General features: G+C 40.1%; 24 protein-coding genes and 1 riboswitch. Of the genes, 10 read left to right on the top strand and 14 right to left on the bottom strand.

Annotated features, from left to right (window positions below):
* Positions 1 to 374: 374 nt before the first annotated feature.
* Positions 375 to 1,679, top strand: coding sequence for an arsenic transporter (locus tag KHB02_RS08100; RefSeq protein ID WP_241113775.1), 1,305 nt, complete (start codon positions 375 to 377; stop codon positions 1,677 to 1,679).
* Positions 1,680 to 2,388: 709 nt separating this feature from the next.
* Here KHB02_RS08100 and KHB02_RS08095 read toward each other — a convergent pair.
* Positions 2,389 to 2,670, bottom strand: coding sequence for a hypothetical protein (locus KHB02_RS08095; protein ID WP_241113774.1), 282 nt, complete (start codon positions 2,668 to 2,670; stop codon positions 2,389 to 2,391).
* A 52-nt stretch (positions 2,671 to 2,722) separates the two neighbouring features.
* On the opposite strand from KHB02_RS08095, the gene KHB02_RS08090 reads away from it, so the two are divergent.
* Positions 2,723 to 4,207 carry a pyruvate kinase gene (locus KHB02_RS08090; RefSeq protein ID WP_213140123.1) on the top strand — a complete coding sequence of 495 codons (1,485 nt, stop codon included), beginning with the start codon at positions 2,723 to 2,725 and terminating at the stop codon, positions 4,205 to 4,207.
* Between the two features lie 33 nt (positions 4,208 to 4,240).
* Here the strand turns inward: KHB02_RS08090 and KHB02_RS08085 are convergent, their stop codons facing one another.
* The 3 genes from KHB02_RS08085 to KHB02_RS08075 all read right to left on the bottom strand — a co-directional run bounded on the left by KHB02_RS08085 (position 4,241) and on the right by KHB02_RS08075 (position 6,203).
* Entirely contained in the window at positions 4,241 to 5,578 is a 1,338-nt protein-coding gene (locus KHB02_RS08085) for a D-serine ammonia-lyase (protein WP_241113773.1), read from the bottom strand.
* A gap of 150 nt (positions 5,579 to 5,728) precedes the next feature.
* Positions 5,729 to 5,827, bottom strand: a complete 99-nt coding sequence (locus KHB02_RS08080) for a YjcZ family sporulation protein (protein ID WP_241113772.1) — start codon at positions 5,825 to 5,827, stop codon at positions 5,729 to 5,731.
* 94 nt (positions 5,828 to 5,921) lie between these two features.
* A complete protein-coding gene (locus tag KHB02_RS08075; protein ID WP_213140121.1) occupies positions 5,922 to 6,203 on the bottom strand; it encodes a DUF2642 domain-containing protein in 282 nt (93 codons plus the stop codon).
* Between the two features lie 188 nt (positions 6,204 to 6,391).
* Between KHB02_RS08075 and KHB02_RS08070 the strand changes: the two genes are divergently transcribed.
* The gene (locus KHB02_RS08070) at positions 6,392 to 7,180 is read left to right on the top strand and encodes a hypothetical protein (RefSeq protein WP_213140120.1); all 789 of its coding nucleotides are present in this window, start codon (positions 6,392 to 6,394) and stop codon (positions 7,178 to 7,180) included.
* Positions 7,181 to 7,237: 57 nt separating this feature from the next.
* Here the strand turns inward: KHB02_RS08070 and KHB02_RS08065 are convergent, their stop codons facing one another.
* Positions 7,238 to 7,417, bottom strand: a complete 180-nt coding sequence (locus KHB02_RS08065) for a hypothetical protein (protein WP_213141340.1) — start codon at positions 7,415 to 7,417, stop codon at positions 7,238 to 7,240.
* A 233-nt stretch (positions 7,418 to 7,650) separates the two neighbouring features.
* On the opposite strand from KHB02_RS08065, the gene KHB02_RS08060 reads away from it, so the two are divergent.
* Together KHB02_RS08060 and KHB02_RS08055 are read left to right on the top strand one after the other, a co-directional pair.
* On the top strand, positions 7,651 to 7,914 hold the full coding sequence (locus tag KHB02_RS08060) for a metal-sensitive transcriptional regulator (RefSeq protein WP_213115713.1): 264 nt from the start codon (positions 7,651 to 7,653) through the stop codon (positions 7,912 to 7,914).
* 155 nt (positions 7,915 to 8,069) lie between these two features.
* A complete protein-coding gene (locus KHB02_RS08055; protein ID WP_213140119.1) occupies positions 8,070 to 8,852 on the top strand; it encodes a sulfite exporter TauE/SafE family protein in 783 nt (260 codons plus the stop codon).
* Positions 8,853 to 8,863: 11 nt separating this feature from the next.
* Here KHB02_RS08055 and KHB02_RS08050 read toward each other — a convergent pair whose 3' ends face one another.
* The gene (locus tag KHB02_RS08050; RefSeq protein WP_213140118.1) at positions 8,864 to 9,196 is read right to left on the bottom strand and encodes a hypothetical protein; all 333 of its coding nucleotides are present in this window, start codon (positions 9,194 to 9,196) and stop codon (positions 8,864 to 8,866) included.
* A gap of 76 nt (positions 9,197 to 9,272) precedes the next feature.
* Positions 9,273 to 10,430, bottom strand: coding sequence for an MFS transporter (locus KHB02_RS08045; protein WP_213140117.1), 1,158 nt, complete (start codon positions 10,428 to 10,430; stop codon positions 9,273 to 9,275).
* Positions 10,431 to 10,647: 217 nt separating this feature from the next.
* On the opposite strand from KHB02_RS08045, the gene KHB02_RS08040 reads away from it, so the two are divergent.
* Together KHB02_RS08040 and KHB02_RS08035 are read left to right on the top strand one after the other, a co-directional pair.
* Positions 10,648 to 11,415 carry an ABC transporter ATP-binding protein gene (locus tag KHB02_RS08040; protein WP_213140116.1) on the top strand — a complete coding sequence of 256 codons (768 nt, stop codon included), beginning with the start codon at positions 10,648 to 10,650 and terminating at the stop codon, positions 11,413 to 11,415.
* Positions 11,402 to 13,327 carry an ABC transporter permease gene (locus tag KHB02_RS08035; protein WP_213140115.1) on the top strand — a complete coding sequence of 642 codons (1,926 nt, stop codon included), beginning with the start codon at positions 11,402 to 11,404 and terminating at the stop codon, positions 13,325 to 13,327. The genes KHB02_RS08040 and KHB02_RS08035 overlap by 14 nt, the downstream gene beginning before the upstream one ends.
* Positions 13,328 to 13,344: 17 nt before the next feature.
* On the opposite strand, the gene KHB02_RS08030 is transcribed toward KHB02_RS08035, so the two are convergent.
* Complete coding sequence (locus tag KHB02_RS08030) at positions 13,345 to 14,328, bottom strand: sensor histidine kinase (RefSeq protein ID WP_213140114.1); 984 nt, start codon at positions 14,326 to 14,328, stop codon at positions 13,345 to 13,347.
* Positions 14,325 to 14,987, bottom strand: coding sequence for a response regulator transcription factor (locus KHB02_RS08025; protein ID WP_277398192.1), 663 nt, complete (start codon positions 14,985 to 14,987; stop codon positions 14,325 to 14,327). The genes KHB02_RS08030 and KHB02_RS08025 overlap by 4 nt, the downstream gene beginning before the upstream one ends.
* 155 nt (positions 14,988 to 15,142) lie before the next feature.
* Between KHB02_RS08025 and KHB02_RS08020 the strand changes: the two genes are divergently transcribed.
* On the top strand, positions 15,143 to 15,472 hold the full coding sequence (locus KHB02_RS08020; protein WP_213140112.1) for a hypothetical protein: 330 nt from the start codon (positions 15,143 to 15,145) through the stop codon (positions 15,470 to 15,472).
* Positions 15,473 to 15,605: 133 nt separating this feature from the next.
* Here KHB02_RS08020 and KHB02_RS08015 read toward each other — a convergent pair whose 3' ends face one another.
* From KHB02_RS08015 to KHB02_RS08005, 3 genes are read right to left on the bottom strand one after another with little or no spacing between them, the layout of a single operon-like run.
* A complete protein-coding gene (locus KHB02_RS08015) occupies positions 15,606 to 17,246 on the bottom strand; it encodes a PhnE/PtxC family ABC transporter permease (protein WP_213140111.1) in 1,641 nt (546 codons plus the stop codon).
* Positions 17,239 to 18,000, bottom strand: a complete 762-nt coding sequence (locus KHB02_RS08010) for a phosphonate ABC transporter ATP-binding protein (protein WP_213140110.1) — start codon at positions 17,998 to 18,000, stop codon at positions 17,239 to 17,241. Before KHB02_RS08010 ends, KHB02_RS08015 begins: the two co-directional genes overlap by 8 nt.
* A gap of 16 nt (positions 18,001 to 18,016) precedes the next feature.
* The gene (locus KHB02_RS08005) at positions 18,017 to 18,919 is read right to left on the bottom strand and encodes a putative selenate ABC transporter substrate-binding protein (RefSeq protein WP_213140109.1); all 903 of its coding nucleotides are present in this window, start codon (positions 18,917 to 18,919) and stop codon (positions 18,017 to 18,019) included.
* Positions 18,920 to 19,191: 272 nt separating this feature from the next.
* Between KHB02_RS08005 and KHB02_RS08000 the strand changes: the two genes are divergently transcribed.
* Positions 19,192 to 19,659: a hypothetical protein gene (locus tag KHB02_RS08000; RefSeq protein WP_213140108.1), complete on the top strand. Its 468-nt coding sequence runs from the start codon at positions 19,192 to 19,194 to the stop codon at positions 19,657 to 19,659.
* Positions 19,660 to 19,788: 129 nt separating this feature from the next.
* Complete coding sequence (locus KHB02_RS07995) at positions 19,789 to 20,085, top strand: spore germination protein (protein WP_213140107.1); 297 nt, start codon at positions 19,789 to 19,791, stop codon at positions 20,083 to 20,085.
* Between the two features lie 19 nt (positions 20,086 to 20,104).
* On the opposite strand, the gene KHB02_RS07990 is transcribed toward KHB02_RS07995, so the two are convergent.
* Together KHB02_RS07990 and KHB02_RS07985 are read right to left on the bottom strand one after the other, a co-directional pair.
* The gene (locus tag KHB02_RS07990) at positions 20,105 to 21,415 is read right to left on the bottom strand and encodes a nucleobase:cation symporter-2 family protein (RefSeq protein WP_213140106.1); all 1,311 of its coding nucleotides are present in this window, start codon (positions 21,413 to 21,415) and stop codon (positions 20,105 to 20,107) included.
* On the bottom strand, positions 21,415 to 22,008 hold the full coding sequence (locus KHB02_RS07985; protein WP_213140105.1) for a xanthine phosphoribosyltransferase: 594 nt from the start codon (positions 22,006 to 22,008) through the stop codon (positions 21,415 to 21,417). The genes KHB02_RS07990 and KHB02_RS07985 overlap by 1 nt, the downstream gene beginning before the upstream one ends.
* 127 nt (positions 22,009 to 22,135) lie before the next feature.
* Positions 22,136 to 22,237, bottom strand: a riboswitch (purine riboswitch).
* Positions 22,238 to 22,445: the final 208 nt, after the last annotated feature.

Here is a 22,445-nt window from a genome sequence, read left to right as displayed (position 1 = left end):
CATGGCAGCAAAGGAAAAAAGGGCGGAAAGGGTAAAAAGAAATAATAACTCTGTAAAAAATGTATTTTATGAAAATATGAAATAAAATCCGGTACTTTTATCCATAGTACCGGATTTTTGTTTTTCTTCTTCTGTATCCAAAGTCGGCAGCTGCCTACATAATAAAAGGAAAAATTATTTAGTCTTTTGCTGATTTATGTGAGACCGAGATACTCGTTTAGGTCAACCAGTCAAGGACAGGCGTAAAATAAACCATAGGACGAGGGGTGGGATAAACAATTTCAAATCAATAAAACAATTTGCAAGGATGTGAAATTATTACGATATATGACCAATCGACGGTTATCATTACCATACTAGCTTTTTTATTTACTATGATAATGATATTTATCCGTCCAAAAAATATGAATGAAGCCATTCCTGCTTCCATTGGAGCGGTGATCGTTTTTTTAAGCGGAAGTGTTTCTACGGCGGACCTAGTAGATATTAGTTCAAAAGTAACGGGGGCAGCCATCACCATCATAGCCACAATCGTTATGGCGATTGTATTGGAAAGCATCGGATTTTTTAGCTGGACAGCAGCTTTAATGTTAAAAGTTTCAAAGGGTTCTGGTGTCCGTCTATACTGGTATACTTTACTGCTTTGCTTTTTAATGACACTCTTTTTCAATAATGACGGCAGCATTTTGATTACCACACCCATTTTAATCTTAACGCTTAAGAATTTAGGCTTAAAAGTACGGCAAATGATTCCTTACCTTTTGAGTGGTGCCCTCATTGCGACGGCCTCAAGTGCGCCAATCGGGGTCAGCAATATCGTCAATTTAATTGCCTTAAAGATTATCGGGATGGACCTTTATATGCAGACGGAAATGATGTTTGTGCCAGGTGTTCTTGGATTAGTGTTTCTATCCTTACTGCTCTATATGATTTTCAAGAAGGAAATTCCTCAACAAATTTCCCCACATTCTTACTGCATTCCACTGCAAAAAAATCGACTCTATCACCCGTTGCAAAAAAATAGCGATGTTTTGTTTAATGAAAAAAAGAAATTGATGATCAATATGCTCATCTTCGTATTCATAGTACGAATCAGTTTATTTGTTGCTTCATATCTTGGCATTTCTGTATCATTAGTGGCTGTCTTAGGCTCCATTATCCTGCTAATCTGGAGATGGGTATATTTAAAAATCAACCCAAAAGATGTTATTGGTAAAATTCCATGGCATATCTTAATTTTTGCATTCGGCATGTATGTTATCATTTACGGATTACACAATATTGGACTGACCAATTTGTTGCTGGTGCATCTAAAATCGATCGTAAATGACAGCCTGTTCCATGCCAGCTTGACGATGGGTGTGATTACGTCAGTGCTCTCGAATATTTTTAACAATCACCCGGCTTTGATGATTTCTACATTGGCATTAACAGAAATGGGCTTGGACCCATTAATCATGAAAACTGTTTATCTTGCCAATATCATTGGCAGTGATATCGGGTCGCTCATTCTGCCGATTGGAACGCTGGCAACCCTTATTTGGATGCACATTCTTAAAAACAATAAAATTCAAATTCCTTGGATGGAGTATATAAAGGTAACAATTCTCGTTATTCCGCCGACATTAATTTTTACCTTAATCAGCTTATACCTATGGCTGTTGCTAGTTTTTGTATAAATCCATAAGCTTTAAAGGTACATGCCTAGTGCATGTACTCAGGTTGTCGAGAAAGGTTATTTTTCTCGGCAATTTTTTTGTCTAAATCTATATTGATTGTCTCTGCAACTAGGCGGGAATGGGAATTCTTTGTTTCGGCTGCACCCCGGACCGCCTGCCGGAACTGCTAGAGGACGCGTTGCTGGGGATGGTTTGAACGGGTGGACAGGTAAGAATAAGCAGGTTTAAGTTTGGAGGCAGTACTGGCTGTTTTTTTTCAGGCTGGTGCATCTTTTTGACAATTTTGTAGGATTTATAACGCCCTTGGTGTGGGGGTTTTTGGTAGTTCGGTTGTTATGGGGTGTTCATAACTCCCGAAGCATGGAATTTTTCGATGGTTCGGTTGTTATGAGGCGTTTATAACGCCTGAAGCATGGGAGTTTTGGTAGTTCAGTCGTTATGAAGCGTTCATAATGCCCGAGGCGTGGGGGTTTTTGGTAGTTCGGTCGTTATGGGGGCGTTCATAACGACCGAGGCGTGGAACTTTTCGATGTTTCAGTCGTTATGAGGCGTTTATAACTCCTGAATCGTGGGAGTTTTTGGTAGTTCAGTCGTTATGGGGCGATAATAACGACCGAAGCGAGGGATAATTTAAGGTTCGGTCGATATAAAGAGTGTTTAGGCTCCCAACCCGGTACCGATTTCTAGAGTTCGGTAAGATAGAAGCCCGCTATGCACCCGTACCAGTTTCGATTTCCAGAGTTCGGTAAGATAGAAGTCCGCTATGCTCCCCAACCAGATTCGATTCCACACGTTCGGTCGCATAGTTCCCCGCAATACACAATCCAGTTCCGATTTTCCGCATCCAGTATCCTAAAACAGTCCAAATCATTTTTATATGCAAGTTACCACAAGTAAAAAGCTGTACATACATCGCTCCACTCGTCGTTGCATACAATTTTATGATAATGAATTTAGTTGCCATAAATACAACGAATACGAGGGTAACCAATATAGCATCCGATTACTCCTTAATTAAATTTATCAATAAGGAGAGAAAAAGAGTGGTTTTCAATAATTCTCCAGATTTCATCCAACAAATGTTGAGTATAGATTATCAGGTCAAACAGGAAAGTGAAAATGCCAGTAAAAATTTCCTAGTAACGGACTCCTTGGCAAGTCGGGATAACCTAATTGCCTATTTGTCTTTACGGAAAAAATTAACGTCAGAAATCAGCGAACAATTAACAAACAGAGGATTGGCAGCACTTGACCACTCGGAGCCCCATGTATTATATACATTAGAAAAAATATTAAAAAACTTGGATGCTCAGGTAATTCCATCGACAAGCCTCCACGCTCCGACACCGGAAGCCGCAAGGCAAAACGTGCGACACCGCACCTACGGACTCTTTGGAAACACCAATCCTGGCCTGCAATCCTCCATCATGGTCACCTTGGATGTAAAAAGTATCCATGAGCCCGTCTTAATGGAGAGTTTACTATTAAATGGGATGAATGTTGCCAGAATCAATTGTGCCCACCATCATCCGGAGGTTTGGTTGCAAATTATCGGAGCATTGCGGAATGCAGAAAATAAACTGAGGGACGAAGGTAACTATCAAGGCCGGACATGCAAAATTTTCATGGATTTGGCTGGCCCAAAGGTGCGGATTGGTGACTTGCAATCCGCTAATATTTTTGTCAAAAAAGGCGATACATTAAGATTATATCTGGATCCTCAGCAAATAGGACATCCGCAAACAACAGATCAACCTGCTGGAGTTCCGGTGACGCTGGTGAAAGCATTTCGAAATGTCCGTGCCAAAGACCGAATTTTCATCGATGACGGAAAAATTATGGGAATTGTTCACCACGTAACAAAAGAGTACGTGGAAGTTGAAATCCTGTCACCAGCAATCGCTCCATACCAGGTCAAACAAGGGAAAGGGATAAATTTACCTGATTCACTACTTAGCTTAAATGTTCCTGCCCTAACTGAAAAAGATATTCAGGATTTAAGCTTTGTCACCAAACATGCCGACATCGCAGGTATTTCCTTCGTACATTCACCGCAGGATTTAAGAAAATTAAGGGTGGAATTGAATCGAAAAGCAGCAGGGGATTTGGCTGTTGTAGCAAAAATTGAAACCAAGGATGCCATTCATCAACTATCTAGAATCATCATCGAAGGGTTAAACTTTAATAAATTTGGGATTATGATTGCCCGAGGTGACCTGGCCGTAGAGGTTGGCCCCGAAAACCTGTCATTTGTTCAGGAAGAAATCCTCACGATCTGTTCTGCTGCTCATGTCCCTGTTATTTGGGCAACGGGTGTTTTAGAGAAACTGACGAAAAAGGGAATAGCGGCACGGTCGGAAATTACCGATGTGTCTCAGGCAAAGAGGTCAGATTGCGTCATGTTGAATAAAGGTCTTTTTATTAATGAAGCTTTAATTATGCTGGCAAAACTGTTAACAGAAGAGTCGAATTTTCCAAGGAAAGATATAGCTTTTGGAAGTCATATTACCCAATTTGGGGTACTTTAAAAAGGGCCGCAACCATATTCAGCGGCCCTGAACTTATGAATTAACACCTTTTTGATAATACTTCTCCATCATTTCCTTTGGTACCATGCTTCCACCAGTCGCCCAAACAATGTGCGTACCTTGGCTGACCTTTTCAGATAACCCATGCCTGCTCAGATAATCTGAAGCCTCACCAGCCAGCCACACAGGACCATTCATCCCGGCTAATGCAGAGGGTTCTAGATAAATATTTTCTGAGTCTGCCAAATCCTTCAGCAGTTTATACAGCCTCTCATCACTAACCGTATAAATTCCACTTAAAAATGGCTCGATGATTTTCCCGACAAAGCCGGAAGGTCTGCCGACAGCAAGTCCATCTGCGTCGGTGAGATTATCTAGTCCAATATCCTGCACGGAAATTTGGTCATGAAGGCCTGTCATCATTCCCAGCAGCATACATGGGGAATGAGTGGGTTCGGCAAAGAAACAGTGAACATTATCTTTAAACAGTAGCTTTAGACCGTAAGCCACACCGCCTGGCCCACCACCAACACCGCATGGCAGGTATACAAATAATGGATGATTTTCATCTACAGTTATCTTTAATTCTTGTAATTGATTTTTTAACCGCAAGGCAGCAGTCGCATAACCTAGAAATAAATCTTGGGAATTTTCATCATCAATAAAATGACAGGACGGGTCAGCCTCGGCCTGTCGTCGGCCCTCCTCGACCGCTTTGCTGTAGTCCGATTCGTATTCAACCACTGTTACCCCTTTTAAACGCAGTAAATCTTTTTTCCACTGTTTGGCGTCCGCAGACATATGTACAGTAACGTTAAAACCTATCTTTGCGCTCATAATACCAATGCTCAAACCGAGATTACCGGTGGAACCGACTGCAATCGAATATTGCGAGAAGAAATTACGAAATTGGTCACTGTCCAAAACCGAGTAATCGTCATCCATTGTTAAAAGCCTTTGACTCAAAGCTAATTTTTCCGCATGTTTTAAAACCTCGTAAATACCGCCTCTAGCCTTAATGGACCCTGAAATAGGAAGATGGCTGTCACATTTTAACCAAAGATCACCCGAAATTCGCTGCCCTAAATCTTGTTCCATTTTTTGTTGCATGCTTGGAATTTTTACTAACGGAGATTCGATTATGCCGCCTGTATTCTGAGTTTCCGGAAACACTTTTGCAATATAGGGAGCAAAGCGCTCCAAACGCTTTTCCGCATCGTCAACATCAATCCATGTTAACGTACATTTTTCGATTCCCGTCTGATATTTCTCAAGCTTGCCATTCGACCAGTATACTTCCTGATAGTTTGAAAGACGATTAAGCAGCACCTGTTCTTGACTACCCATCCGATTATAAAACTCTTTCTCCATGTATATCACCCTGCCATCTATAACTTATCTTAATTATCTTTTATATTAACAAAAAAGATATTAAAATATCAGCTTGAAAGAATGAAAAAGACGATCTATTTTTGCAAATAGATCGTCTTTTATGGTGGATTACCATATTAACGGTATTTATTAATAAAAGTAACCGCCCATAAAGCTTGCACCAACAATAATCAACAAAATAAACAGAACTACGATTAAAGCAAATCCTGCTCCGCCGCCGCCGCTCATACATATCACCTCCAACATCCTTTACTACAGGGTATGTCTGAAGGTTTTGCGGCGTATAGACAAACATGTATTTTTAATGCGGATTTTTACATGATTAGTTGTGCTCGTGATCACGGCTTTCACGGGATTCCTCAAACTCAGGAGCGGCGCCCATAAAGCCAAATGGGCCTGTTGGCCGGATTTCTGCTCGGAACAGTGCTACGATTTCGAGAATCCTAATGATAATTCTGCGCCGTGCAGCCATTCTATTTTGCAGGACAATAATATCTGAACCGACTAAAAGCAGCCTTCCTTCAAAATTTCCTTGAGTTGTAACAACATTTACTTCTTCATTTACTAATTCATGGGCAAATTGATGAAATGTATTATCGCTCATTCGTCTATTCATCTCCTCTCAGGTATAGTAAATGCAAAACATAGGAAAATGGGATTGTCTTTTGAAAAATTTTTAAGGGGGGTGTTTATAAATGGAAGTGGACCAAGAAAGCGTTTTGTAAGAATGGGAGTTTGTCCAACCAAATAGTTCACATCTGAATATGAATACCTATAAGGCAGGTGAGAAAAATGTATTTGGTCGGTTTTTATTCCCCGAAAGCAAAATCAGGTGTAACTGAACTGTCATTATCGATCTATAATTGGCTTAAGACAAACACAAATTTATCCGTCGCTTTTATATCATATGGGAGTCTAGAAAAGGAAGATTGTTCAAACGAATTGATCCATGAGTTCGCCAAACTGACATTAACGGAACAAAAGCGAAAAGTCAAAGCGATGAAGAAAAAACATGATATTATCATTTATGATGCTTCCAGCAAGCTATCTGAAGGAGTTTTAAAGCTGTTGCCGATTGTAGACCGGTTATTCGTCGTGGGGGAGGAACATAAGGATTTTGCAGTAAAACTACATCAAATCATCCAGTTTGATAAAATTTTTGATAAAAGTGTGAAGAATTTCATCACCCATTTAAGCGGTAATAAAACATTTATCCTTCAGGAAAAAAAGGAAGACCGTGTCATCGGCTTTAATCATTCCAAAAAAGAAACAAATGAAATCGGGCAAATGATTTATACAGACTATGTAACCCACTATCTCCATGAAAAATTTATCGAAAAAAATGAAAAGATTCTGAGGAAAATAAGAAAATTACCAAAAGAAGACTTGTTTAATGGTTTATATGACATGGGCATTGACTTTGAAATAGCCCTGCTGTTTCAGAGGTATGTGATTTTGCGCGAGTTGTTAGGACAGGACTATTATGAAGCCCTCGAAGATCTGTTTCCTCTTTTAATTCATTCCCCCTTTGAAGAGATATTAGAAAAATTCCAAAAAGAACTGTACATTATCTCTAAATAAACGAAAAATTCATATGTAATAAAAAATATAATGAGCGGAGCTGTGGAACTCCGCCTATTAGGAGACAGTATCGCTTTCAATATATGTTTCAAAAGCTGGATGATATTCTTTCTGATAATGCTGCTCTGGACAGGATTTTACGACAACTGAGCTTAATAAATTGGATTTATGTGTTTCCAACTCTTTATTGCATTTCGGACAATGTTCAACGAAAAGGTTTTTAAAAAAACGCATCACGCTTTAGCCCTCCTATCCATTAATTCCTATAGTTATACTATGAATTATACATTATCTCCCTTAAATATCAATAGTTAACGTTTATTTTTATCATATGAGGTCATAAAAATTAGGTGAATATGGAAGAGTTAAATCATGGAGAAATGCAACTAATTTTAAGTAGGTTGACAATATACCTTTGCGGGTATAATATAAATCATGTCAATGCTTGTTTTTATTAGGAGGTAAGCGATTTGGACTATAATGATCAAATTAAAAATAGAGTCAAACGTATTGAAGGCCAGTTGCGCGGAATATTAAAAATGATGGAAGAAAACAAGGACTGCAAAGACGTTATTACCCAACTATCTGCTTCTAGAACTGCCATTGATCGTACAATTGGTGTTATTGTAAGCTCCAATTTGGTGGAGTGTGTAAAAAAGGCAGAAGAGCAAGGGGATAAAAACATGGAAGAACTAGTAAAAGAGGCCGTAAATCTACTCGTGAAAAGCCGGTAAAAAGAGTGGAGGTGCCCTCTTTTATTTTTTTTTGAAAAATACCCATATAGGTATTGATGTTTGGTAAGACAAACATTTCTTGTGCAACTGGGCATCAACCTGTAATATTTATTATGGGAAGGGACTAAATTGTTCCTTACTTTTAGGGGGCAGTCATGGAAATTAGTTTTATCATTACAGTTTTTATTATCGGATTTGTAGGTGCATTTCTATCGGGTATGTTGGGAATAGGCGGGGCCATCATAAATTTTCCGATGCTTTTGTATATTCCTCCGGCGCTTGGTATCGGCCATTTTACAGCACACGAGGTTTCAGGAATAACGGCCATCCAGGTATTTTTTGCCACAATCGGGGGTGTTTTAGCCTACCGGAAGGGCGATTATTTAAATAAAATTCTTATTGCCTATATGGGGATCAGTATTTTGCTTGGTAGTTTTATTGGGGGATTCGTATCTTCGCAATTGCCCGAAAGCGGCATAAATATTGTATACGGTATTCTTGCTTTAATTGCTGTCATTATGATTTTTATCCCGAAAAAAGGGATTGATAATATCCCGCTCGATCAAGTGCAATTTAATAAATGGCTGGGGGCAATATTGGCATTTATCGTCGGGATTGGAGCCGGCATTGTGGGGGCAGGAGGTGCTTTCCTCTTGGTGCCAATCATGCTTGTTGTTTTAAAGATACCGACCCGGATGACCATCGCCTCATCATTGGCGATTACCCTTATTTCATCTATTGGTTCGATTACCGGTAAAATCACTACCGGTCACGTCGACATTTTACCTGCGCTGATACTGGTTGTGGCCAGTTTACTGGCGGCTCCACTTGGTGCTAATGCAGGGAAGAGAATGAATACAAAAATTCTGCAAATGATAATGGGGATATTGATTTTGGCAGTGGCCATAAAGGTATGGATGGATATTTTATTAAAATAAGGACCGCTATTTTAGCGGTCCTTATTTCTATAATCATAATATTTTAATATCTCTGTCTTGGAGGTGGGCACTTCTTCGCTTATATTTCCATCCTCGTCTTTATAAACCTCATACTCCTGATAAGTTTCAAGAATATAACCATCCTTTTTTTCACGTTTCACCAGTTTCTCTACCATCTCCGGCATGTCCTCCGGCGGCTCTACGCTGGCTTGAACCGCATGGACCGGCTGATCAGCTGTATAGGACAATTTTTTGTTTATAAAAGAATATGGTGAATCCAGATAGGCACCTAAACCAATGGTAATTAGCAAACCGCAGGCAGTTAAGTAGGTTTTTATTTTCATGAGTTCCGAGCTCCTTTAATAAATGAATTCTCGTAACCCATTTTATGCTCGTCCGATGAACATATGCCTTTAGCTTTTAAATGTTTGCAGGTTTCACACGTGGCCTGAAAAATAAAAACATGAAAAATGCCAGGATGGTGATTATAGCACCTGAAATATAAGGTAGACCAATCGCCAGCGAAAACAGCCAGCCTCCAAGCGGCGGTCCAATAATACGGCCCAACGAGTCAAAGGATGACAAAAGCCCAGTTGAACTTCCATGTCCTGCGGATGATGTCTTCGTCAGCAGTGAAGAAACACTTGGCCGAATTACGCCATTTCCTAATCCAAAAATGGTTAAATAGATTGCCGCTGTCGTAAAGTTATCTACAAGTAGTATAAGCCCAAATCCAATGACAGAAACAATCATTCCACCTTGAATAACGGCACTTTCTCCATATTTCTTTGTTAACCTGCCTACAAGTCCTCCTTGTACCAGCGCGCCGCCAAACCCCATAATCATGAAGATATAGCCCAGTTGTGTTGAATCAAGACCCGCTTTTTCAGCAGCAAAATAGGCAAAAGTGGCTTCCAAACCTGAAAGGGATAAAGAAATGAATAATTGTACGAAAAATAAGACGGAAACTTCACGGGTAAAGGCTTTCCAGATCGATCTTTTTTCTTCAGAAGTCTGTCCTGTTTCGTGTTTTGACTCCTTTAACAAAAGAAATACAAGCACTAGGGTGATGGCTGCGGATCCGCTAGCAAGGAAAAAAGGCATACTCAAGCTGAATTTAGAAAAAATACCGCCGACAGCCGGTCCAAAAACAAAGCCAAGGCCAACCGCAGCACCGATAATGCCCATTCCTCTTCCGCGGTTTTCTTCTGTTGTAATGTCGGCAACGTATGCCATTGCCGTTGGCATATTAGCAGATGAAAGCATTCCTCCTAATATTCTGGCGACAAACAGCATCCAAAGCTCGGTTGAAATCGCTTGAATAAAGAATGAAAGGGCAAGACCGGTAATCCCTATCATCATGACCGGTTTTCGGCCAATGCGGTCAGATAGGCGCCCCCACATTGGTGCAAAGATCAGTTGCATCAAGGAATAGACCGCCATTAACAGCCCAAGTTCTGTCGGATTCGCCCCCATTTCCTCCGCATAAAACGGCAGGACCGGGATGATGATGCCAAACCCGACCATTACTAAAAACATGACAACAAATAGAATCGGTAAAGCAGTCTTTTTCTGCAAAGGATGTCAACTCCTTCAATTAAATCCAAATTCCACTAAATGAAACTCAATACCCATTATCACTCAGCATGCTAATATAATGCAACCATCATTTCTTGCTCTTCCTCATCCTTACAAAAATGTAAGGTTCACTTCCATTTTCGTAAGGATTGATTATGGAAAAAAAGCCATTAATTTCCTATGATAAAACTAAGGATTTTAGAAATGGGTGATATATATGGAATTAATATTAGAAGCTAAAGGGATAAATAAGGTGTTTGGCACAAAAAGGAACTCTTACACCGCTTTGCACGATATTGATTTGAACATTACTAAGGGAGAATTCGTCGGAGTCATGGGACCATCAGGTGCAGGGAAATCCACATTACTAAATGTTCTTTCAACCATCGAGAAGCCATCCTCCGGCCTCCTTCAATTTAATGGTAAAAGCCTGACAAACATGAAGGAAACAGAGCTTACTGATTTCAGAAGAGATCAAATGGGGTTTATTTTTCAGGATTATAACCTCCTAGATACTTTAACAGTGGAAGAGAATATTCTCCTGCCGCTTACCTTTAGTAAAACTCCGCAAAAGGAAATGAAAAGAAAGGTTAACGATTTGGCACGAAAGTTCGGGATTGAAGAAATTTTGGAAAAGTTCCCGTATGAAATATCAGGGGGACAGCAGCAGAGGACCGCTGTATGTCGAGCAATCATCGGCCAGCCAAAGATCCTATTTGCTGATGAGCCTACCGGCGCACTGGATTCAAAGTCAGCCTATTATTTGCTGGAAACTTTATCGGAACTACATAGGGAGCAGGCGGCAACCATCCTTATGGTTACCCACGACCCTTATGCCGCAAGCTTTTGTTCTCGTGTTGTGTTTATCAAAGATGGAACTCTTTTCACCGAAATTCGAAAAGGTGAGCACTCGCGAAAGCATCTTTTCGGGCAAATTCTAGATATTCTCTCAAGTATAGGAGGCGGGCAATATGACGCTCTCTAAACTTGCCAGAAAGAATATCATCCGAAACATACGCCAATATTTGCTCTATCTTTATTCGCTGGTCTTTAGTACGGCTATTTATTTTACCTTTGTTTCATTCCAAGACAATCAGCAGCTGTTAAGCAGTACTGTAACAATTGGAAAACTGGAGTCTGCTTTTTTTGCGGCATCGATGATTCTCATGATTTTCTCAGGTTCTTTCATTTGGTATTCCAATTCGTTTTTTACCAGGATGCGGAAAAAGGAAGTCGGATTATACGCCTTATTTGGTATGAGTAAGAAAAAAATCGCCTTGCTGCTTTTTTATGAAAATATGATCATTGGGGCACTGGCTTTAGTGATAGGTATTGGCGCCGGAATATTGTTCTCCAAATTGTTCATGATGATAATTTTCAAGTTAATGGGCTTTTCGCTGCAAGCGTCTTTTTCGGTATCAAGCAGGGCGATGCTGCAGACGATCGTGGTGTTTCTTATCATATTATTAGTGACCTCCATCCATAGCTATCGATTAATCTATCGATTTTCGCTTGCCGAGTTATTTAAAGCTGACCGTAAAGGAGAGAGGCTTGCGAAAGGCTCTATCATAACGAGTATTTTAGCAGTTGTCCTGATTGGTGTTTCCTATCTATTATTTTGGAATCCGGAGAAGTTCACGATAATTCACAATACCGGAATTAGATTTGGCACCGCGGTATTTTTCCTTGTGGCAGGTTCTTACTTTTTTATGAATTCCCTAGCAGCCTATTTGTTAAAATTGATGAAGAGGCTGGAGAGGGTTTATTTGAAAGGAAAAAACCTGCTTGGCATCACCAATTTATTATACCGGTTTAAAGGAAATGTCCTTATCTTGACCGTAATCTCTCTATTAAGTAGTGTGACACTATTAGCATGCGGAACCATTCTTGGTTTTTATTATCATATTGATAGAGTGACAAATGAGCACTTTCCCTACAGCTATATGTTCAATATGAAGGATGATGAAGTAAACAAAGAAATTGCAGCTTTGATTGTAAGGGCCAGTGAGGATAACCCCCGATACCAACTCAACCTGGAGTATCTTCCTGTGGAGGCTGATTTGAACGGCATGGAAAGGGTGCCAGATTTTTTTCAAACCATGCTGATCTCCGAAAATACATTTCAGAAACTAATGGAGAAAAGGGGGAGACCGGAATCCCTTCACTTAAAAAGAAATGAAGCAGCGGCCTTTTATGATGGAAATCTGGATGTAAAATCCGATCCTTATTCTGGAAAACAACTTGTTCTTAAGGCCGGACAAGAGTTAACTATTACTACCTATAAGCTATTTTCCCTGCTTAATCAAGGGGAGATGTTGTTCCCGTTGGTTATAAGTAATGCTCAATATGAGGAGCTAAAAGAGGGGATTTCACCACAGTATTTGCACATCTATAAATTGAAGAATGAGAAATCGCTTGAAAAATTAGATTCCAAGTTAGAAAAGATTGTAAGGCCGCTTCAGTTTAATGACAATCTCCCTATCTATTCGAGTTTTTATGATAAATATCATAACGGACTTGAAACCTATGGACTATTAATCTACATCTGTGGTTTTCTTGGACTTGTGTTCATGGCCGCAACGGGAAGCATTATTTATTTCAAACAGTTGATGGAAGCAGCATCCGATAAGGCCAGATATCAAACCCTCAGAAAAATCGGCATTCCGGAACAGGAGATTAAAAAGACGGTGGCAAGACAAGTAGGATTTGTTTTTGTGCTGCCATTGCTGCTTGCTGTCAGTCATAGTGCAATGATTACTTATTTGCTATCCGAATTTTTACAGATTCCACTGCAGGTTCCATTTATGATTTTTCTTGGTGCATATCTTGTTATTTATCTGATTTACTATTTGATGACTACTGCTGGTTATGTGCGGTTAATAAAAACAAGCTCATGATAGTTGAGCTTGTTTTTTCACATTTGATGGATATTATTCACCGTTTCTGGAAAGTGAAGGATAGCTTTTGTTCCGTTATCCGTGGCAGATTCCAATATTAATGTATGTCCTAACTTCTCTGCTGTCTTCTTTGCTAGATACAGTCCCATTCCTGTTGATTTTTGAGGGCCTCTGCCGTTTTTTCCGGTAAATCCTTTTTCAAAAACACGGGGAAGATCTTCAGCGGGAATCCCGATACCAGAATCACGGATGATAAGATTCCTTGACTTTGGGTCTGCGATGATAGTAATCTTGCCGTTTTCTTTCGTATATTTTAAAGCGTTCGATAGAACCTGGCGAACTATGTAGGTCAGTCCTTTTTTATCGCTCAATACAGTCAGTGAGGAAACCTGTAAATCTAGTTTTATCTTTCTGCCGATGAAAGACTTGGATTCTCCAATGATTATTTCCTTCATCAACTTTTCCAAATCAATCTCCTGGATTAGATAGTCCTTATTAAAATCGTTAAGGCGGGAAAAGTGGAGGGCCTGTTCCACATAGCCTTCGATTTTATCTATTTCTTCCTGCATGCTTGGTGAATCGATTTCCGTCTCAAGCAGCAGGCGGCTGACGGCAATTGGGGTTTTTATTTCATGAAACCATTGCGTCATAAATTCGAGCTGTTCCTTGGCCGCATCGTTTCGTTCATGTATTTGTCTTAAATATTGTTCCTCTAACTGTCTTAACACCTGGCTATAAATTTGCTGTTCGAAAGAGGCGGAGGCAGGAATGCTTTCAAAATCCTGAGACTGCCATTTGCGAAGTTGTCCCTTTTTCCGATAAAAACTACCGATAAAATATAAATTATACAAAAAGGTCGCCAGCAAGATGAAGTAGAGCAGGCTACTATATGAAACCCTCAATTGTGGTTCAACACTGATTATGATAGAAATAACGCCAAGAATTGAATAAAAGGTAATAAGCTGCCATTTTTGATCTATAAGGTAATATCTGAATTTCATGGAATCATATATCCTTGCCGTTTTTTCGTTTCGATAAAATCGATGAGACCCAAATCTTCCAATTTTCTGCGCAGACGTGCGATATTAACGGTTAGCGTGTTATCATCTATAAAATTTTCACTTTCCCATAGGGCTTGCATGATTTCATCGCGAGTTACAATGGTTTCCTTCTTTTTCAATAATAAATAAAGAATCTGAAACTCATTTTTGGTTAGGTCTATTTCGCTGTTATGGTAAGAAATATTCCCCTTATTTAGATTAAGAATTAAGCCCCTATGCTCGATAACTTCTTTTTCCTCTTGCTGATAGGTGTAAGTCCTTCGCAAAATAGCATTCATCTTGGCAGTCAGTACCTCTAATGAGAAGGGCTTCTGGATAAAATCATCGCCCCCCATATTCATGGCCATGACGATATCCATATTTTGATTTCGAGAGGAGATGAAGATGATGGGCACATTGGACAGTTGTCTGATTTTGCTACACCAATAAAAACCATCATAGATTGGTAAATTAATATCCAGCAGAACAAGGTGGGGTTTAACTTCGATAAACTGTTCATCCAGGTTCTCAAAATTTGTTATCTTACTAGGTTCAATCCTCCATTTCAATAGGTGTTCAGAAATAATATCGCGTATTTTTGGATCATCCTCTACAATCATAACCTTAAACAAGATATCCCGCCCCTTCCATATGATTCTATTATACAAGGGTGAGGATGGATTTGGAAAAATTACCTTATTGAACAAGGGGAGAACATTTCAACATACCGCGCCTAATAATCAATGGCTTTTTAAACCAGAGAATCATGAAGGCGATGAGCAAGAACGACAATTTGCTGTATACGGAATTGAGAGGGCAATTAGAAGGCGGAATCGGCCAGACATTGACTGTCTGGAAAGCAGGCAAAGAAATGAATTCCTTCCGAACTGGAGGTATGCATAACTTTGCAAGGAAGTTTTTTAGCTGGGTGTTTTACAGTGGAAAGGTTCAATCCTACTTTTTAACAAGGAAAGCAAACGGACAAATCCCGACTTATGAAGAAGCGGCAGAAATCGTAACCACCTATGGCCGACATTTTGATGCCGGTAAGCTAGTGAGAAAGGCCCAACAGCCGAAGGATTTAGACCATAAAAAACCAAGCTGAGTTATGCTAGCTGTTTATTAGCTGAATGATAGATTATTTTTAGCAGATGTTTAGCCCAGTGTATAAATGATAGAATGTGATTGTTTTTAACCAAAAAAGCCGCTGATCCGATGATCGAGCGGCCGTAATTTCGCTATTTCACTGTTTTCCGCGTACTTTCCGATGCAAAGTCCGCGATGACAACAAGAATCATATAGCAAAGCAGCAGCAGGGTAATCTGCGTGTATTGGAAATAGCTCATGGCTAGTTTAAAATCCATGCCTAGACCGCCTGCACCAACGAATCCAACGACAATCGTAGTCCTCATAATTACTTCCCATCGATATAATACATAGGTCAGAAACCTTGGCAAAACAATGGGAAGAATCCCGTAAAACATTGTCTCAATCTTAGAGGCACCGGATGCAGCCAAGTTGCGAATCGGCCGTGGATCCATATCCTCAATTACCTCTGCCCATAGCTTTCCTAGAATTCCGAAATTGTGCAAAGCAAGGGCAAGCGCGCCCGGCAAAATACCCGGTTTTAAAATGAAAATAATCATCATCGCCCAGACCAATTCCGGAACGGAACGGGAAAAAATATAAACGAGACGGACCAGACCGTATAGCGGCCAATTGTACCATTTTTTCGAAATGGTCAGGTTACCGCTCGCAATATTACGCGCCGCTGGAATCACTGTTAAACAGGCTGCAATGGTCGAAAACCCAATCGCCATTACGCTCATTTCAAGCGTCTCATAGGTCAGTTTTAACGCAGAAGCCCAGCTTTCGGCATTGAAAAAGGCAGGATTGTTTTCATTTAAACCAATTAATCCTCCAAAAAACTTTCCCGCGTATTCCGCATTTTGATCAGAGAAAAGGTCAAATATATCGGCATGGTCGATAATATAAATATATATCCACGAACCTGCAATCAACAATGACGCCAAAAGAGCGGCACGCCAGCCTGAACTGAAACCACGCTGGCGCTTTCGATCTGTTAAGCTTTTGCGGACAAAATTACTCCAAATATCCACAAGTACAACCAAGGCAATTAAATAAAATACATAGGTCCAAACTTGGTCGTATTTCAAATCAGCAAGCGAAAGTTGAATTTGATAGCCAAGACCGCCGAGACCGACAAAGCTCATAATTGCCGAAGAACGAATCGAGCATTCAAAACGGTACATCGTATAACTAATCATATCAGCCCAAACTAACGGCAAATACCCGTAAAAGAGGACCTCAAGTTTGGAGGCCCCGGCTGCCAATAAAGCTTTTATTGGCTCTTTGGGTACATCATTTAGCATATCGGCGAAAATTCGGCCAAGAATCCCGCCGTATGGAATTGCTAAGGCAAAAATGGCAGCAAACGGTGAGAAACCGATGGCAGACACGAACAGCCACGCCCAAACCAGTTCGTGAATCGAACGGGTAAATCCTAATATTCCTCTGAAAAATACCTTATTGGCAAGTCTAGATGCCCGTGAAGATGTTAACGTCCCCGATGCGAGGACGCCGACAATAAAAGCATAAATAATGGCTAGAGACATTCCTGCTACGGCATATGCCAAAGTAATCCAGGCGGCTTCAAGACCTTTCGATAAAACCTCACGGCTCAAATCCGGTTGAAAGAGACCTTTAAAAATTTGCCCCAATGTTGGAATTCCGCCAGCATGGTACACCTCATCTGCATCCCATTTGACCGAAAACAAACTCCATCCGAAAACTGCCAACAAAATCAATGAAAGAATAAATCGTTTATGGAGCCGAAAGGGGGAGTTCCATTTATGCATGGCTCGAATGCTCCTTTAGACTGTACAGTTCGGTTAACATTTCATCGGTTACCTTTTCTGTCGGCAAATCAAAAAATATCGCACCGTTTTTTAAGGAAATGATTCTGTCAAAATATTTTCGTGCATATTCAACTGAATGTAGGCTGGCAATTAGCGTTTGGTTATCCTCTGAAACAATTTTAGTGAGCATCGACAGAACGTCATCAGCCCGTGCAGGGTCAAGGGAGGCAACTGGTTCATCTGCCAAAATAATCTCCGGTTTTTGAACCATTAGTCTGGCCAATGCAACACGCTGCTGCTCACCGCCGGAAAGGGTAGAGGTGATTTCATAAGCTTTATCCGCGAGACCGACACGTTCAAGCGCGCTAAGTGCCGCATCTTTTTCCTGTGGGACGAGCAGAGATATCAATGATTTCACGGTTCCCCATTCCGCTAATTTTCCCGCCAAGACGTTATGGATCACTGCTAGCGGACCGATTAGATCAAATTGCTGACGGATAACCCCAACCTTTTTCGCGAAGGCTTTTCCTTTTTTATAAGAAGAAATGTTCTGGCCGTCAATGACCATTTCACCACTTTCCAAAGGTACGAGGCGGGCAATTGAATTTAACAGCGTCGATTTTCCGGCGCCGCTTGGGCCAACCAATGCCACCAGTTCCCCTTGTTTAATGGTAAAAGAAAGGGAAGATAAGGCTATCTTCCGCTCAAAATGTTTTGTTAAATTTTTTATATCAATCATGATTTTTGTAGTCATAGATGACAAACACCTACTATTTAATAATCTCTAGTTCTTTGGCTACTTTTTCAATTTTGCCATAGTTTCCGTTATTTGTTTCGATAAACTTGTCGGTTTGGAACAAATCAGCCATTTCTTTTGGCTCTCCATTGAAAGAAAGGAGGGCATCCTTAATTTTTTGCTCTGCGCCTTTGCCAAATTTCTTGTCGATCTCTTTATTAATGGTCCAGTTATAGTCATAGTAAGGAGGTGTTGTATAGAATACCTTTACCTTGTTTGTATCCACTTTACCTTCTTTAACGGCTGCTTCCCAAACGGAAATATTTAATGCACCCGCCTGGAAGGAACCGGATTCGATTAACTTATAGGTTGTGTCATGTGAGCCGGAAAAATTAGGCTTACCATTAAAGTCTTTGTTCGGGTCAATGCCCGTTTCTGAAAGGAAATAACGTGGCATTAAATGGCCGGATGTTGAACTTTCACTGCCAAACGTAAATGATTTCCCTTTTAAATCCTTCAAGGAATTAATGCCGGAATTAGGCTGGGTGATAAACACTGATTGGAATTCAGCATCCCGCGGCCGTTGAACGATGGATTTAGCCTCAGGGACAAGGTTTCTAGCCTGAACACTTGTTAATCCGCCAAACCAAGCCATGCTGATTTCACCGCGCTGGAATCCTGTTACTAAAGCGGCATAATCGACAGAAGGAACGAACTCTACCTTTAGGCCAGTTTTCTCGTTTAAGTATTTAGCGACTGCATCCATGCCTTTTTGCAAGTCGGCGGCATTTTGGTCCGGAATGGCTCCGATTTTAAACACTTGATCTGTTTTTTGTTCTTTCTTGCCTTCACTAGATTTTTCATTATTGTTTTGACCACAGGCGGCTAATGAAAATACCATCATCACCAGGATCATTACAGAAAACCACTTTTTCATAAAAGATACCCACCTCAATTGTCAATTACTAAAAAATGAATAGAAATAAATATTAACCTTCCTAATTATAAGGAAATGTTAGTACGTAATAAATTCAATTTATCGATTTATTCTATGGATTAGTATCGATTATTCAAATAGATAAAAACCCTGTCGGTCTGACAGGGGCACAAAATTTCAATTTATACAGTTTGCTGTGACGAAAAAATAGTGTCAGAAGAAATGAATAGGTTTTGATTTTGGAGGCAATTTAAGGAAAAAAGGATAAATGTATGATTGGATTAATTATCGCCATCCTCATTTTTAATTTTATCGCTTTTAAGGAAAATAGGGTTTTAACTGCCAATCAAATTGTTCACATTTGGTGCTTTACAATTGCCTTTCAAAGCACCTTCGATGTTTTGGTAGAAATTAAATACCACGCCTACTGGTATTTTGGTAAAGATGTGGAATGGGCTGGCATAATTCCGCATTTATTTGTGGTACCACCCGTTAACATGATTTTTTTAAATTGGTTTCCTTTTAAAGGACCTTTTGTTAAAAAAGTATCCTTTATCATTTTATTTGTGATTGCGATCTTAGTTTACGAGATGATTACTCTATTTCCGGAACCTTGGGGCTACTTCCATTACGGCTGGTGGAAGCTTTGGCATGCTGCCATTTTAGACCCCATTTTGCTTTTAATATTATTGGGGTATTATAAATGGATATGCCGGTTGGAGAAAAGGTCGATTTGCTAACAATAGGATTGCATAGAGAGGCAGAGAAACGCTCTCTCTTTTTTTATTTTATTGATGAATTTGTATAAACAGGCTTGGCTGCTTGTACATACTCTAATAAAAATGACAGTCGTACAAGGAGGGAAGGCGATGGGCATATTGAAGGATGGTATCAGCATCGGAACCGTATCAGGAGGAATCGTAAACTTTGGCGGGGCAGTGATTATTTCACCCATTTCGATTACCAATACTGTTTCAGGTTCAGGCTCCGGAAATACGGATCCCGGTGGTTCAGGAAATACGGCACTTACTGCCGCAAGCAATCTGCTTCAATCAATTGCGGATAATCAGGGATTATTGGGTTCGGGAAATACGAGACAATCTAGAGCAGGAAGTGCAGGAAATAGAGGTAAAAATATGGCGGCAAATAGAAGACGGGGCCGATAGCAGCCCCGTCTGATTATTTTTATGATACTTTTAAGCCTTTTGCTGTTTGTGCTTGAGTCCGCTTAGCGGGTTTGACGACATTGAAGACAATATTTAGGAAGATGGCTGTTAAGCTGCCAGCGACAATCCCGCTATTCGTAAGAATCTTAACACTCTCAGGAAGATGTGCAAATAAATCAGGAACGGTAGTTACACCTAAGCCCACTCCAACAGAACAAGCAATGATCAATAGGTTCTCCTGTGAAGAAAAGTCTACCTTACTAAGCATCTTGATTCCAGAAGCAATGACCATCCCAAACATAGCAACCATTGCTCCGCCAAGTACAGCAGTCGGGATAACTGTTGTTAACGCCGCAATTTTCGGTACAAACCCTAGAAAAATTAAAATTCCGCCCATTGTATAAATAACGCTCTTATCCTTAACACCAGAAAACTGGACAAGCCCGACATTTTGCGAGTAAGTGGTGTACGGGAATGAATTAAAGAATGCCCCAATCACACTTGCCAATCCTTCTGCACGATACCCTTTCACTAAATCCTGTTCCGTCAACTTTCGTCCCGTGATATCACTTAAGGCAAAATAAACACCAGTTGATTCCACAAGACTTACTATTGCTACAATAGTCATCGTAATGATCGGTGCCAGTTCAAAAGAAGGAGTTGCAAAATGTAAAGGTGTTACCATATGAAACCAGGATGCATCACCAACTGCAGAAAAATTAACTTTTCCCATGAACGATGCAGCAATCGTACCTGCTATCAAGCCTAATAATATAGAAATAGCGCGTATGAAACCTTTAAAGAAACGATAAAGAATAATGATAAATAATAACGTACCAAATGCCAGCGCAATGTTTGAAATCGAACCAAAATCAGGGCTGCCTTGACCGCCGGCAACATTATTCATTGCGACAGGAATTAGTGTCGTTCCAATAATCGTCACAACTGAACCCGTTACGACTGGAGGGAAGAAGTGAATCAGTTTACCAAAGTATTTCGCAATCAACATGACAATTAATCCGGAAACTAGGATTGAACCATAAATAGAGGACATGCCATACTGATTTCCAATGGCAATAATCGGGCCTACTGCCGTAAATGTACAGCCAAGGACAATCGGAAGACCGATCCCAAAATAACGATTCTGCCATACCTGTAATAATGTAGCGATACCGCTTGTTAATATATCAAGAGAAACTAGATAGGCAAGCTGTTCGTTCGAAAGATTGAGGGCACCGCCAATAATCAGCGGAACAATAACTGCTCCTGCATACATAGCGAGAACATGCTGAATTCCAAGGGATGCTGTTTTAAGTGTTGAATTTTTCATTATACTAGCTCCTCTACTTTTTCAGATTTAAAAGTGACTTCACCGTTAGCGAGGGAAGCAACACGGGCTAAAGATTCAACTCTTATTCCTTGGTCGCTAAGCATTTTTGCACCGTCTTGGAAGGACTTTTCGATGACTATTCCTACTCCGGCCACTTCGGCGCCACTTTGGTTGACAATATCAATTAACCCTAAGGCTGCCTGACCATTGGCAAGAAAGTCATCAATAATAAGAACTTTGTCCTCAGCATTTAAAAACTTTTGTGCAATCGAAATCTCGTTAGTTTCCTGCTTTGTAAAGGAATGAACAGAAGCAGTGATCAATCCTTCGGTTAATGTGAGTGATTTTCTTTTTCTGGCGAAAATAACTGGAATATTGAACTGTAGGCCCGTCATGACTGCAGGGGCAATGCCCGAAGATTCAATGGTGACAATTTTGGTGATTCCCTCGTCCTCGAAGCGCTTCGCAAACTCTTTGCCAATTTCAAGCATTAATTCTGGATCAATTTGATGGTTTAAAAAAGAATCAACTTTTAGGATTTGATCTGATAAAACTTGCCCGTCATTTTTGATTTTTTCCTGTAATAGTCTCATGTTGTACCCCCATTTTTAAAAATAAAAAACCCAAAGGCCGTCCCCACATCAAATTGAGTGAGGTAATGGCCTTTGGGCTTAGTGTCCGAAAGGAATAGAATGGAAGTACGCTTAAAAAGAAAAGCATCCGTTCTCATTACCCACTCATAGTCGAATCGTTTACGGCAATTCGGTAGAGACTTGCGGGCCATATTCCCGCGATTATATGAGTGAAGCCTTATTGAATTCATTTCAAATTATATCACGGTAAATCGAGAAATCAATCACTTTTTTCGCAAAAAGCGAATAATGTGCTAATTATTTTTTTGCTTTGTTCGTCTTTTAGAAACCCTTCACGTAAGTATCATAGAAGGATTGAACAATTAACCTATTTCAGTTACTATTAAAATGTACGTATATATCAGAAAATTGTGAAAAGGTAAATAAATATCACTAGG

The sequence above is a fragment of the Neobacillus citreus genome (genome assembly GCF_018343545.2).
Classification (GTDB): domain Bacteria; phylum Bacillota; class Bacilli; order Bacillales; family Cytobacillaceae; genus Neobacillus; species Neobacillus citreus.
This window is presented reverse-complemented; position numbering and strand designations above follow the sequence as displayed.